Annotated in this window: 10 protein-coding genes; 5 read left to right on the forward strand and 5 right to left on the reverse strand. The window is 43.7% G+C overall.

The window, feature by feature from the left end; genetic code table 11:
- Positions 1 to 21 precede the first annotated feature (21 nt).
- The gene (locus IQ276_RS09130; RefSeq protein ID WP_190884828.1) at positions 22 to 318 is read right to left on the reverse strand and encodes a hypothetical protein; all 297 of its coding nucleotides are present in this window, start codon (positions 316 to 318) and stop codon (positions 22 to 24) included.
- 134 nt (positions 319 to 452) lie between these two features.
- Positions 453 to 1,577, reverse strand: a complete 1,125-nt coding sequence (bchI, locus tag IQ276_RS09135) for a magnesium chelatase ATPase subunit I (RefSeq protein ID WP_193913263.1) — start codon at positions 1,575 to 1,577, stop codon at positions 453 to 455.
- A 453-nt stretch (positions 1,578 to 2,030) separates the two neighbouring features.
- Here bchI and IQ276_RS09140 point away from each other — a divergent pair, with 453 nt between their 5' ends.
- From IQ276_RS09140 to IQ276_RS09150, 3 genes are all read left to right on the forward strand, one after another.
- The gene (locus IQ276_RS09140; RefSeq protein ID WP_373690483.1) at positions 2,031 to 3,227 is read left to right on the forward strand and encodes a glycoside hydrolase family 10-like protein; all 1,197 of its coding nucleotides are present in this window, start codon (positions 2,031 to 2,033) and stop codon (positions 3,225 to 3,227) included.
- 346 nt (positions 3,228 to 3,573) lie between these two features.
- On the forward strand, positions 3,574 to 3,864 hold the full coding sequence (locus tag IQ276_RS09145; protein WP_309245635.1) for a SanA/YdcF family protein: 291 nt from the start codon (positions 3,574 to 3,576) through the stop codon (positions 3,862 to 3,864).
- 350 nt (positions 3,865 to 4,214) lie between these two features.
- Complete coding sequence (locus tag IQ276_RS09150; RefSeq protein ID WP_190882669.1) at positions 4,215 to 5,213, forward strand: M48 family metallopeptidase; 999 nt, start codon at positions 4,215 to 4,217, stop codon at positions 5,211 to 5,213.
- Between the two features lie 99 nt (positions 5,214 to 5,312).
- On the opposite strand, the gene hetF is transcribed toward IQ276_RS09150, so the two are convergent.
- Entirely contained in the window at positions 5,313 to 7,844 is a 2,532-nt protein-coding gene (hetF, locus tag IQ276_RS09155; protein WP_235115541.1) for a cell division protein HetF, read from the reverse strand.
- A 2,507-nt stretch (positions 7,845 to 10,351) separates the two neighbouring features.
- Between hetF and IQ276_RS09160 the strand changes: the two genes are divergently transcribed.
- Entirely contained in the window at positions 10,352 to 10,675 is a 324-nt protein-coding gene (locus IQ276_RS09160) for a thioredoxin family protein (RefSeq protein WP_190882670.1), read from the forward strand.
- On the opposite strand, the gene IQ276_RS09165 is transcribed toward IQ276_RS09160, so the two are convergent.
- Together IQ276_RS09165 and IQ276_RS09170 are read right to left on the reverse strand one after the other, a co-directional pair.
- Positions 10,662 to 10,895 (reverse strand): hypothetical protein, encoded by a 234-nt coding sequence (locus IQ276_RS09165; protein ID WP_190882667.1) that lies wholly within the window; start codon positions 10,893 to 10,895, stop codon positions 10,662 to 10,664. The two genes, IQ276_RS09160 and IQ276_RS09165, sit on opposite strands and share 14 nt — an antisense overlap.
- A 108-nt stretch (positions 10,896 to 11,003) precedes the next feature.
- Entirely contained in the window at positions 11,004 to 12,854 is a 1,851-nt protein-coding gene (locus tag IQ276_RS09170) for a S8 family peptidase (protein WP_193913790.1), read from the reverse strand.
- A 117-nt stretch (positions 12,855 to 12,971) separates the two neighbouring features.
- Here IQ276_RS09170 and IQ276_RS09175 point away from each other — a divergent pair, with 117 nt between their 5' ends.
- On the forward strand, positions 12,972 to 13,406 hold the full coding sequence (locus IQ276_RS09175; RefSeq protein WP_193913788.1) for a hypothetical protein: 435 nt from the start codon (positions 12,972 to 12,974) through the stop codon (positions 13,404 to 13,406).
- Positions 13,407 to 13,412: the final 6 nt, after the last annotated feature.

Genomic DNA, 13,412 nt, shown 5'->3' on the forward strand with positions numbered 1-13,412 from the left:
CCTCATTTTCCCCACGCCCCATTAGAGAGTGTGCATTAAATCAGCAAAGCCATAAAGGCTAATAATCAGTAATAGTAATGCTGTGACTTGGGTAATTCGTGTTTGGGGTGAGGGGGCGATCGCTTCCCGCACTAAAATCGAAATAGATGCCCCAACTACTAAGCTCAAACCTAAAATTAAATATGGTCTCTCGGGTAAAATAGTCGCTATTGCCAACATAGCGATCGCTAAAAACAGCATCAATAATTCTACAAACCGGGGCGGGTTGTATTGGCTAGATAAAATAAAGCTGTTGAACCAAAAATACCAAAATCTCATAGTCAGTATTGAGTGCTGAGTGCCCAGTGCTGAGTCAAGAGTTAGGAGTTAAGAGTTAGGAGTTAAGATTTTGGAGTTAAGAGTTATAATAATTCTCCTCATCCCCCTCATCTTCCACTCCTAACTCCTCACTCCTAACTCCTAACTCCTAACTTCTGACCCGTACCATTTTTTTGTGCAGTATCATCTTCCTGGAGTTCGACACCAAAGACGCGGCTAAAAGCTTTGGCGACTTTGTAGCCAGAGTCAATTGATTCTAACGGGTCTTTCCGCAGTCTGTGACGCAAACATAGTGTAATCACGCGGCGGATATCATCAACTGTAACTTCAGTGCGTGCTTCAAATGCCGTTAAGGCTTTGGCGGCGCGGTTACTTACAATGTCACCCCGTAAACCATCTACATCCAGTTCAGAGCAGACTTCAGAAATTTTCACCCGCAAATCATACTCGATTTTTACTTCTGGTAATAGTTGCTGGGCATTGACAATTTTCTCTTGTAATGCTTCTTGCTCAGGTTTGTACTTTTCGAGAAATCCGGGCGGATTTTGGTCAAATTCCGCTCGTTGTTCGACGATTTGTACTCGTAAGGCGGGTTCTTTGACTGTATGAATTTCTGCGTGCATCCCAAAGCGATCGAGTAGTTGGGGACGCAGTTCGCCTTCTTCTGGGTTTCCAGAACCCACAAGAACAAAACGTGCTGGGTGACGAATTGAAATGCCTTCCCGTTCTACAGTGTTCCAACCACTAGCGGCGGAATCGAGTAGTACGTCTACAAGGTGGTCATCTAGTAAGTTGACTTCATCCACATAAAGAATGCCCCGGTTAGCCTTTGCCAGCAATCCTGGTTCAAAAGCTTTGACACCCTCAGATAAAGCCTTTTCGATGTCGATGGTGCCGCAAACCCGGTCTTCTGTGGCTCCTAAGGGCAGGTCTACCATTTGGACTTTTTTGTGAGCTACGGGAATTTCTGCCCCTTGTTCTAACAGTTGGCGGACTTCATCGCTCATCAAGTCAGGGTCACTAGGATCGCTACTAAACGGGTCATTGGCAACCACAGAGATTTCTGGCAGCAGATCCGCCAGCGCCCGGATAGTTGTGGATTTACCGGTACCGCGATCGCCCATAATCATGACACCACCAATTTTGGGGTCAATCACGTTCAACAGCAGCGCCAGTTTCATCTCTTCCTGGCCGACAATTGCCGTAAAAGGAAACACCACGCGACGCGCACTTGCCGTAGATTGAGCAGTTGGACTCACTAAATTACCTAAAAATATTTTTCTGATTACAGTTCTTTATTGTGACACAGGTGGGGACTGGGGAATAGGGAGTGGGGAGATGAGGGAGATGAGGGGGATGAGGGAGATGAGGGAGCGGGAAGTAGGGAGTGGGGCAATACATTTCATAAAAATCCAAAACCCTCATGTAGAGACGCGATTTATCGCGTCTTCTTATCCCAATGCCCCATGCCCCATACCCCATGCCCCGCCCCAGATACATTGGGCACTAATGCCTACTTGCTACGTCAAGTTTCTTAACGTGCATAAGTTTGATTTAGTTTTTCTGGTGCAAAAGTTCCATACACAAGGAACCAACAACTACCAATCTGTCAATTTTTTAGTAAGTATAAATGCTTGTAATATATGACTAGTAGATTGAATCACAAAAGCAAGCAATGGCGTGTGTGGGTAGCTAATGCATCATTCAAACCTATGAAATCAACTTTTTTTGTTCAAGGTTGGCGACGAAAACTTAAATATATTTTCCCGCTCCTGATTTTAATATCGTTTGTTACGGTATTGTTGCTAGATAGCTTCACGCCTGCCGTTGCCCAGCTACCCCGTCAGGAAATTCGCGGGGTTTGGATGACCAACAATGATTTTGACACTCTGAAGAATCGTGCCAAAGTGCAAGATGCCATGAATCATCTGCGGCGGCTGAATTTCAACACAATCTATCCTGTAGTTTGGAATTCTGGCTATGTGATGTATCCTAGCGCCACGGCACAACGGGCAGGTATTCAACCTTTTGTGTATAGAGGTTCAGATGGACATGATATTCTCGCCGATCTCATTAACCAAGCCCATCGCAAGGGACTGCTAGCAATTCCCTGGTTTGAGTTTGGATTTATGGCTCCCCCAACATCGGAACTAGCACTGAATTATCCAGATTGGTTCACACAAAAGCGCGATGGTAGCCAAACTTCCATCAGCGCGGCTGGTGAGGTGATGTGGCTCAATCCCTTCCATCCACAAGTCCAACAATTCATCACCAATCTCGTGCTGGAAATTGTCACTCAATATGATGCCGATGGCATTCAGTTTGACGATCACATGAGTTTGCCCCGCGAATTTGGCTACGATAAATACACAGTTGCCCTGTACACCCAAGAAACCAAGAGCAATCCACCAGCCAATGCAGAAGATCCGGCATGGTTACAGTGGCGGGCAGATAAAATTACCGCCTTCATGGTAAAACTTAACCAAGCTGTGAAGCAGAGAAAACCCCAGGCGATTTTCTCCGTTGCCCCTAATTACTATGACTTTGCTTACAAGTTCCACCTGCAAGACTGGCTGAATTGGATGCGGAAAGATATTGTGGACGAGTTAATTGTGCAAATTTATCGTCCAAATCTGCAAAGTTTCATCGCCAATATTTCCCGCCCAGAAATTCAAGAAGCGCAACAAAAAATTCCTACTGGAGTTGGGATTATGACAGGGTTACGAAATAACCCAGTTCCGATGCAACAAATTAAGTCTCAGGTGCGAGCTGCCCAAGAACGGGGTTTGGGTGTAACCTTCTTTTATTATGAAAGTCTTTGGAATTCTGCTCCAGAAACTTTAAACGAGCGTCAAGCAGCATTTGAAAATCTTTTTCCATCTCCCGCACTCCGCGCCAGAGTTGAATAACTTTTTTAATGGGATGTTTAGTAGATTTCATCATTAATATCGTTTGGAAATAGTAACTGTAGTTGAGTTCGATAGATTTTGAAGAACCCCTCTCTAAACCTCTCCCCGTTGGCGTTAGCCTGCCGTTAGGCAAGCGGGGAGAGGCTGAAAAACACTATTATTTCCTACTAAAGCGGTTTTCAATTGAATGAAATACACTCTTTAAAAATTAAGTCATTGTAGGGTAGCACAGCTGTGCTACCCTACGTTTATATCAACTGGAAATTGCTGTAAGTTGTAGATTTTTTGCCTCAATGCTAATCGCCGCTACACTCAACCAGAGCAAATACCAACACAGCGCGTTGCCATCGTCTTTGGTGCAGGAGTTTACCTTGATGGTACACCAACACCGATGCTCGGCGATCGCGTTTCTGCTGCTGTAGAACTTTACAAATTGGGCCGAGTCCAAAAGTTATTGATGACGGGTGACAATAGCCGCGATGACTACAACCAAGTCCTAGCAATGCAGAGTTACGCAGTGGAACGGGGCGTACCTGTCCAAAATATTACCTTAGATTATGCTGGATTCAGCACTTATGAAAGTTGCTATCGATCTAAAGATATTTTCGGACTCAAGGAAGCAGTTTTAATTACCTAGAAATTCCATTTACCCCACGCAGTTTATACTTGCGATCAACTTGGTGTCAAAGCGATCGGCTTGGGAACACCAGATTGGCAAAGCTACAGTTTTCAAACTGTTATGTACTCCACACTGCGGGAGCAGTTGTCTACTTTCAAAGCGTTGTGGGAGGTTCATATTACTCAACCTCAGCCAACTTTCCTCGGCTCATTTGAAGGAATAAGGGAATAGGGAATGGGGAGTAGTGTAATTCAAAGTAATTCTGACTTCTGACTTCTGAATTCTTCTTCAAAAATTTTAAATTTACAAAAACTACATTTGCAGTATTGTATAAAAATAATTCTCATACCACAGCAATATTGACAATAATGCTTAACTGGAAAACAACACTCCTAACTACTGCTTCATTGTGGCTAGTTTTGTTATCTACAACGCAGCCAGTCCAGGCTAAACCAACCCAACAAAAAAAACCAGCTTCTACAACCACAACAATCTACCAGCAAGCTAAAAAAGAATTACCTGAAGACTTTTATAGCCTTTATCGCGTCATAGATAGAATTGCCCGTGCCAACGGATTAGATGATCGTCCTTGGCGGGTTATGGCTGTTCCCGAATATAATGTCAATGCATTTGCAAGCGATGTGAATCTAGTCGCCATTTACGATGGCATACTTGATCAGTTAGCTGGTGATTCTTCAGCATTGGCTTGCGTGGTTGCCCATGAAATGGGACACCACACCAAACGTCACATCGCTGTTGGCGCAGCTCAAAGAACTGAATTAATTGCAAAAATTCAGGAAGAAGCAACCAAAGAAGTACTGGGAGAAAAAGAAGCTGCTAACCAAGAAGCAACAGCCGCTACCGTTGGTGGTGTCGTTGTCAATAATGTAATCGGGGGACGTGTTGGTGGTTTGATCGGTTCAGTTCTTGGCAATCAAGGCGCTAAACGACAAGCGGATTCACAAAGACGCATCAATGAGATTGTCGAGAAAAAGAAAAAAGAGTTAGAGGAACGTCTGGCAGCGCAAGAACGACAACAAGAGTTTGAAGCCGATGAAATTGGCTACATAGCTTCTGTGAAAGCAGGCTTTGAAGCAGAAGGATGTTTGAGAGTAATGCAGGTTTTGGCTCAAACTCCTGGTTCTGAATTTGATACAACTCATCCAGCAGTACCCAAACGAATTGAGGCGATTAAAGCTTTACTTATTAAGTATCGACCTGAAACTTTGGCGAAAGAGGGTCAAGCGCGGATATCTAAAACGAAACCTTTAACTTATAACATTTCTAAAGATAAAACCTCGTTACGGATTAACTCTGTTCGCGGTGGTTCCCAAGCAGATGATATCGAGCGTCGGTTTGGTAAATAAAATCCGTAGGAGTACTACTAATATCAGGTTCGGTTAAAGACTTATCATTAGTCAACAATCAAAACGAAATCCCATCCCCTTTTAGGGGATGGGATGAGCTTAATCTTCTCGACTTTTCTCCTGAAGAAGCGATCGCCAATCTGCAATTGCTTCTTCTGTCCATAGCCAATTTTTAGCTAATTTATCTACCTGGAAATTTACGCGATCGGACTTCATTACCATTTGTCGCAACTTTATCGCTTCATTCATATATTGTGCTTGTTTAGCACTAGATTCATCTAGTGCAGATTTATACAGTCCCAGAGCTAAACCAGCATAGGAAGTTAAAGCATCCTGAGGTAGTGCTGTGTTTGTGGATGCTGTGCTAGAAGCTGTATTCTGTGGTTTGAGAGCTAAATTTAAAGCCTTGAACCAAGAATCATTAGCTCGATTCAAATTACCTTCTGCGTAGTAAGCAAATCCTAAAGCGTTATTATACAAAAGCGAATCTGGTTTAGCTTTGGCGGCAGTTTCCCAGTAACGACGAGCATCATCAACGCTATAGTTATTGTCTCCAGTTTGGATCGATTGCCATGCTAATCGCCCCTTTAAAAAGTTGACAGATGGATCGTCAGCTTGCTTGTTTATAACTAGTTTCAAAGCAGTTTCAGCCGCAGCAAAGGCGCCACGATTGAGTAATTCTTCCACAGCAAACAACCCACCTTGCAAATCGCCTTGGCTCAATTTTTCAGTGGCGGTGGCGGTGACGATTCCAGTTGGTGCTGTTTCCAAATCGATATTCGGTTGCTTTTCGATGGGTAAAGACTCGGAGGGAATTGGTGGTATCTTCGGTACAGTTGCCTGGGGTCGATTTTGCCACCACAAATTTAAACCGATCGCAATTGCGATCGCACTCATTCCTACAATGCCAACAATCGGCGACAGCTTGCGCCGCCGGGTACGATTTCTAGATGGAGATGGGGTTGGTTGCGGCCGGAAAAAATCAGAATTTTCCCGATCTCTTTCTAAATTCCCAATAGTTTGAGGAGGTGGTGCTGGGACTTCTCCCCACAAATCTGCTTCTTCAAAAGAAGAAGTCATCTCTTCTGAAACCTGCCTATTTTGAAGACTATTTTCGTGATTTTGTTGCTCGGTTCCCGTGGAGCTTTTTTGCTCATCTAGTCGCCGAAACAAATCGGAAACGATCGCAGAATCTTCTGCATAACTTGGGTCATCATACTCGATTTCATCAACGAGATCGCCCCAAGTATCTTCGCCTAGCCAATCCAAGCCAGAAGAGTCACGCCCCAAATCAGCAGGAATCATTTCCTCAATTCCTAAGGGCATCTCGGTATCATCTGCCATAGCAGCATACATGGAAGTGGGAATTGCTCCTAAAGGCGAACTATACTGATTGAGCGACTCTGGACTTTGGGGTAAACCAGTTTCGTGGCTAAGAAAACCGTCAAATTCGGGCTGGAGATACAAAATTGGTAATGCCCAGTACATTTGGTGAGAACCATAGGCAGAAATTAATCCTTGGCGCACCCGACTCACGCATAAATCTACTGGATATCCCTGACTCAAGTTGCGGTAAAATAATTGCGTGAGTGTCAGTGCCACTTCATCAGGAATACGCTCTGACATAGCCAAAACACTGGCAATTCCTCGTTTCACCAGACTTTCTGCCAGGTTGCGTTCCCCAGTATCTCCAGAAGCTCCCAAGGCAGCTGTGTAAGCCCCTAAGCAGGAATTAAACACTGCCATCTGAATGTTATTGTTGACCAGCAAACCCGCCAAATCATCTCCAGTCAGAACTTCCGTTAACCCAGTTCTGCGACTAGCGAGATAAATTTCTCCGCCATTTGGGCCTAAGTTACTATGGCCAGAGTAGTGTAGAACCTGATATCTGCCTTGTTCTAGAGCCTGGGTTAGTTCTTCCCGTCCTGGTTGGTCTAACACAGTCAGTTCAATTTCTGGGAGATGATTGCTACCTTCAGCAAATCTTGGTACTGGACGCCCAAGTTCCGCTTGCAGTTTGATAGCTTCCTGTTTGAGCAAGTCAAGGCGGACTTGATCTAAAGGTGAAGCAATTACCATCAATACTTTGACACCACTTTCTTCTAGTGGTGTGGGCATATTTGCCGTAGGCGTAGCCCCCCGCAGGGATCGCAAACGAGAACCGCCCAAAATTCCACTTTGAAACCGAGAAAAAGCGACATAAGGTCCAGTGGCCAAAGGGCGATCGCCTGCGTGCATCACTTCCCAAGGCAAACGAGCTAACCTCGTCTCTTTCAGCCCCAAGCGTAAGCGGAGTACTTGTTGGTGATTTTGGGCAATACCTTGGGCAGTAATCCAACTATCTCTGAGAGTGCCTTGAAATAGTGCATTATATAATTGTTGACCCAACGCCACCAAGTTCACAGAATTTCTCGCGATATCGCTTTCCCGCCCGCTAGAGGCGAATACATCTCCCTGTAACACCGACTTCAACGGGTCATTCATCAAATGCCCAGCAGCCATTAACCAATCAGCTACAGGCCAAGTTACCAATTCTTCTGCCAATGGCACCCCAGGCGCGACTTGTTCCGTCCGCACCAAGTAGTCGTTTTGCCCTACTGGAGTTACGGATATGTGGAATTCCTGGGTCACAGCTTCTCCTGTTCGCCTCCTAAATTCGGATTGAAACGCGAAAGTTTCAAGTCGATTTTTCGCTCCCTCTGATAACTTAGATGCATCCCACCCCTGAATGTTTCTGATTTTTAGTTGTTTTGCTTTTTCTACCTTTACAACTTTATCCGGATTGGATTACTTGGGTCTAGAACAGTTTATTGGTAGATGCACCTTGATCTTCAACTCCCCTAGTCGGCTAACACCCACTGGGGGTTTTTTTATTTTGGCAAACAACAGCAACTTCTAATATCAAGTTCGTGTGAACACTTATACTTAAAGCTAACACCCAGACACAAAGAAAAGTCGAAGAACCGACTTTCCGCCATCGGAACATCAGGAAATGTTCTGACGTAGAAAGTTTAAAACTATCAGTAATTAACCCTCTTTAATCACTTTTGGTAGATAAAAATCTAAAAGCCTTATTTTTACGGACTTTTATGAATTTAGGTGTAGTAGGGGTTGAAGAACGAAACCCAACACCTAAAACCATTGGTTTTGTTCGGTTTCACTTCGTACCCCTGGGGGGAAGCAAGCTACAACCCAAACTACATTCATTTTTATTTTCCCAGACTGACACAAGAGGGTTAAACGAACTTGACATAACGCAGATATTCTCCACCAGAAAATAGTGCTTAACTTTAGAATACTTGATTGGCAGATGGATGTACCTCGATCTTTAACTCCCTTAATTCCCTCAATATCCACTAGTACAGCACGGCAAAAATCTAAGTAGCATCTTTAATTAACCACATAAGCGGCTTCAGCCCCCGTCTTCAAGATAGGCAAACTTCCACGAAGGTGTACTAGTTTTTTCTTGAGACAAAACAATAATCAACTTTCTCGGAAATTTATCCGGAGCATGATGATTAAACCTAGAACATTTAATTGGTAGATGCACCCTGATAACTAGCTCCCCTGGTAAGCTAATAGCCACTGGGGGTTTTTTTTACTCATCAAACACCTATTTTTCAGGTAGCGCACTCATCATTGAATAATTGGTAGGTTTGACCGTACCGATTTGAGATTTGAGATTTGAGATTTGAGATTAAAAATTATTTCAGTTCATGCCCGCGGTATTGGGCCGAACAAATCCAAAATTTAAAATCCGACCCTCCCAAGCGTTGCGTTAGGGACGCAGGAGCCTCTGATTCACTAACGCTGCGCTATCAGCCACATAACCTTGTGGTCTCTTTCAATCCAAAATCGGTAATCCTTGTTGAAAAGTTCGATCTAAGGCTTCCTTAGATCAAACTTTTCGCAAAATTCAAAATTGCTTGACCTGATAACTAACCCCTCTGATTGGCTAACACCTGTTGAGAGTTTTTTTTCTGGTAAACAAACAACAACAATCTCAACTTCTGCATAATTTATCCGGTCGATAGCCATTAACTTGAGAAAACATAATTGGTAGATGCACCCTGATAACTCAACTCCCCTGGTTGGCTAACACCCACTGGGGGTTTTTTTTAGTTGGAAGCATTGAACAATTTTAGATTTTAGATTTTGGATTAGGGTTTTCCGGTTGAGAGCAACATCGCTTGTGGATAAAAGACATCTCAAACCGACAATCTAAAATCCTCAGGGTACAATTACCATTGTGCTTGGAGTGAATCTAAAAGACGCTCGCCAAATCCCTAACGCTACGCTGTCGGCAATTCGAAATCTTGTTAGAGCTTGAGCATTTTCTCCGGAAAATAGTGGCTGCCCCTAGAAAACATAATTGGTAGATGCACCCTGATAACTCACTCCCCTAGTAGGCTAACACCAACTGGGGTTTTTTTATTTTAAAAAATAACTGACCTTTGTACAAATTTATCCGGAGTATGGTGTTCAACGTCAGAACATTTAATTGGTAGATGCACCCTGATAACTAACTCCCCTGGTTGGCTAACACCCACTGGGGGTTTTTTTATGCCTAGATGCGTCGGAGCTTGTTGTTAGACATCACTAGTCTCTATAATCTGCCTACATAGCCAGAATGCACCTTGTTACTACTGGTGGTAGACCTTGAGTATCTCCTTGTTGCCAGTATAGAGCAAAACCTGGTCACTCAATCCCTGAATCGCTTTCTTTTTATTGTCACGTACAGAGGCAACTCTAAAATGATTGCTATGATATTTAATCACATTCTTAAGTTTTTTTCTAGATTCCTACTTTCTCATTCCTAGACTAGTAAAGAATTGGGCATGGGGCACGATGCAGGGGAGAAGACTCTGTTCCCTGTTTCCTGCTCCTCTGCCTCCCCTACCCTCACAAGTGTAGGTTTTTCACATTCAGTCTGAAAAAGCCCATTTTTTCGTTCCGAAATCTTTCCCCGCGTCTCCCCGTCTTTGCGTCGATCAAAACGCGAAATCTAAAAAACCTACACCTGTCAGTCTCCCCTACCTCCCTCATCCCCTTTTTGTTGACATTAATAACACGCTATATGGTATATTTCATGGCGTTATGCTAAGATGTCTAGCCTAAAACCAAAGAGTTGCCAACCGATGAGTTTAGCTGTAATTAAGTTCTCTTCTGAAGAGTGCGGCATCTGCCACAAAATGTCTTTTTATGACAAAAAGGTGGCGGAAGAACTGGGTTTAGAATTTATCGACGTGAAAATGCAGGATACAGCTGCTTACCGCAAGTATCGCAAGATTTTATTGACTCAGTATCCTGATAAATCAGAAATGGGATGGCCTACCTACATCGTTTGCAATTCTCCAGAAGGAGAATTTCAGATTGTGGGTGAGGTGAAAGGAGGTCATCCCAAAGGGGAATTTAGAAGCCGTCTCCAAGAGGTTCTAGATTCTGCATCTAGTCAGAATTAATTACCTCAAAAGATTTAACCTCCAGGACAGGGCCAATCATGGCAGCTGTCATGACATCTTCACGCACCTGTCCTTTAACTTTTGCTTTTTGTCCAGCTTTAAGTAATTCTTTATCAGCCCCTCTGAGGATTTCGTAAGTATCGCCGTCTTCTGTAACTAATGCCCATGCACCCGGGCCAATATCACGGTGTTGAATTGTACCTGTAAGTGTAATGCTCATAAGTAGTAGTGCTGAGTACTGAGTAGGGGAGTGGGAAGTAGGGAGTGGGAAGTAGGGAGTAGGGAGTTATAAGACTTCTTCCCTCATTCCCCACTCCCCACTCCCCTTCTATGCTGCTTTTTCTTCGTTTTGCAATGCTAAACGAGCAAGTCCAAAACAAAGTATGGCGTTGGCGACGAGGAACAGACGTGCTAAGTTAACATTTCCGAATCCCCAAACTGCTGGGTCGTAAATAGCACTTACTGCCAAGCAGGCTGCCACTCCTAGTGTTGAACCAATGGCAAACCATTTCCAACTAGGATGTCCTAACAGTAATGCCATTAACACAATGGGAATCAATACGCTGGCAAACAGGGGATTCAATGCATCAGTTCCTTGGAGGGTATTGCCCAGTTCCGGAATTGAACTGCCCAAAACCCTGAAAGGCCACTGGGGAAGGTCAAAGATATAGATTCCCTTGAGGAAAAATAACCCAGAACTGCCAGCAATTAAACCGCTGAATAAAGACCAACTCCAAGTAAAGGGGAAGTAAACCCGTAAAAACCAAGCCAGCAGATAGGAACCAATTACCATTAAAATCTTAGGTAACAGTGCTATCGCACCACCGTCAATCCAAAAGCCGGGATTAAGATAGCCATTATCCCGTAACCACCGGAAGAAATCTTGGAAATTGATTTGCCCTTGAACAGCTAGTTTGACTGCTGCTTCTGCATTGAGTTGTCCAGCGCCATAATAGTTCAAACCATCATCCTGGATAACTCGTGCTGACTGTTTGAGGATTTTTAAAACTTCATCTGGTTCTTTAATACCAGTAGCTCTGATTAATGCTGCAACACCAGCAACGTGGGGAGAGGCCATGCTTGTACCTTGGAAGCCAAGAAATACGCCTTCGCCTTTTTCGTTGATAGTTTCTTGGAGAATTTTACCAGCTTCACTACCACCAGGAGCAGAGATATCAACCCCTGCACCAAAGTTAGAATAAGGTGCTTTTTCTCCGTCTGGGCCGATTGCTGAAACGCCAATGACGTGAGGATAGCGGGCTGGATAGCCTGCCCCATTGGTACTTTCATTGCCAGCTGCGGCAACGATGACTACACCTTTTCTATGGGCATAGTCGATCGCTTCTTTCATCAATTTACTTTCACCACTACCACCCAAGCTCATATTAATCACATCTGCGCCTTTATCAGCAGCAAATTTAATCGCTTCGGCAATATCGGCTACGGTACCGCCTCCATATGAACTCAGTACCTTCAACGGCATCAGACTGGCTTCATAAGCAATTCCAGCTACGCCATATTTGTTATTTGTAGCTTGGGCAATGGTTCCGGCAACGTGAGTGCCGTGACCGTTATCGTCTTTGGCTTCTTCTGTGTCGTTTACAAAATCATATCCTTTGACGAATTTTGTCTCATACAAGTCCCGCACCTTAGTAATCCCAGTGTCAATTACCGCAACGGTGACGCCACTGCCTTTGGTTTGAGTCCATGCGCTCTCGATGCCGATTGTGTGTAAGTTCCACTGCTTGCTGTAATATTGGTCATTGGGACCAGTTAATGAGAGATTTACCTCATCATTTTCCTGGGGTCGCAAAAATTCTCCTAGCCAAGCGGCTTCACCTGGTTGTGGAATTTTTCTGTAGATATAATTTGGCTCTATGAATTCTGTAGCTTGGGCAAACTGAGATTTTTTCAGTTCTTGGAGTCGCTGGCCATCGCCCTTGATAATATACACATGATCTTTTTCGGAAAACTTGTTGTCTAATTGGGGTGTAACGTTGTATTGTTTGGCGATCGCTTGTAAATTCTCTTGCACTACAGTTGATGCAATATCTTCCCGAAAATCAAGCAAAATCGTCTCAAACTCACCTTTAGCTGCCAGTCCCTGGAAATTCAGGAAACCAAATACGGCAGCTAACAGCCCAATGACAAACAAGCACAATAATATAAGCTTTCTCATATTAACTCATCACCGCTTTTTGCCAGTTTGCTCACTACCATAACTTATCTTGATACCTTGTTGGTGGATTTTGCACTTTAGTTTACCTTCACTTCATTACTCAGGACTGTTGAAACAATGGAACATGGTCTTTTGTGGTTACCTCTGTTAGCAATGTTTTTCTGGCTAGCTTGGCAAGGCTCTAAGGAGTATCAAAAAGTGGAAGCCTATCGTGTCTGGGCAGAACAATTTGAACGAGCTAAGTATGATATTTATTCAGTATTGGGTCAAAAAGGCAACTCTATAACCTGGGGTAAACCCACGCCTCAAGGACCAATTAAATTAGAAACATTTTCTTTAGTTAATGTCCAAGAAATATCTCTTCTGGTAGATGGCAAATCAGTAAATATAGAATCACCACCTGAGAAAGGTCGTTCTATAGAGTTAGAATTTGTATTTTCCGAATCCGCTGATTCAGTGCGCGTTCCGTTTACAGAAATTCCTTTAGCGGCCCAATGGGCAAAGTATTTGCACTCAGCATTAGAAAATTGGCGATCGCCACAAAATCAGTAATTATAA

The sequence above is a fragment of the Desmonostoc muscorum LEGE 12446 genome, assembly GCF_015207005.2.
GTDB lineage: Bacteria > Cyanobacteriota > Cyanobacteriia > Cyanobacteriales > Nostocaceae > Nostoc > Nostoc muscorum.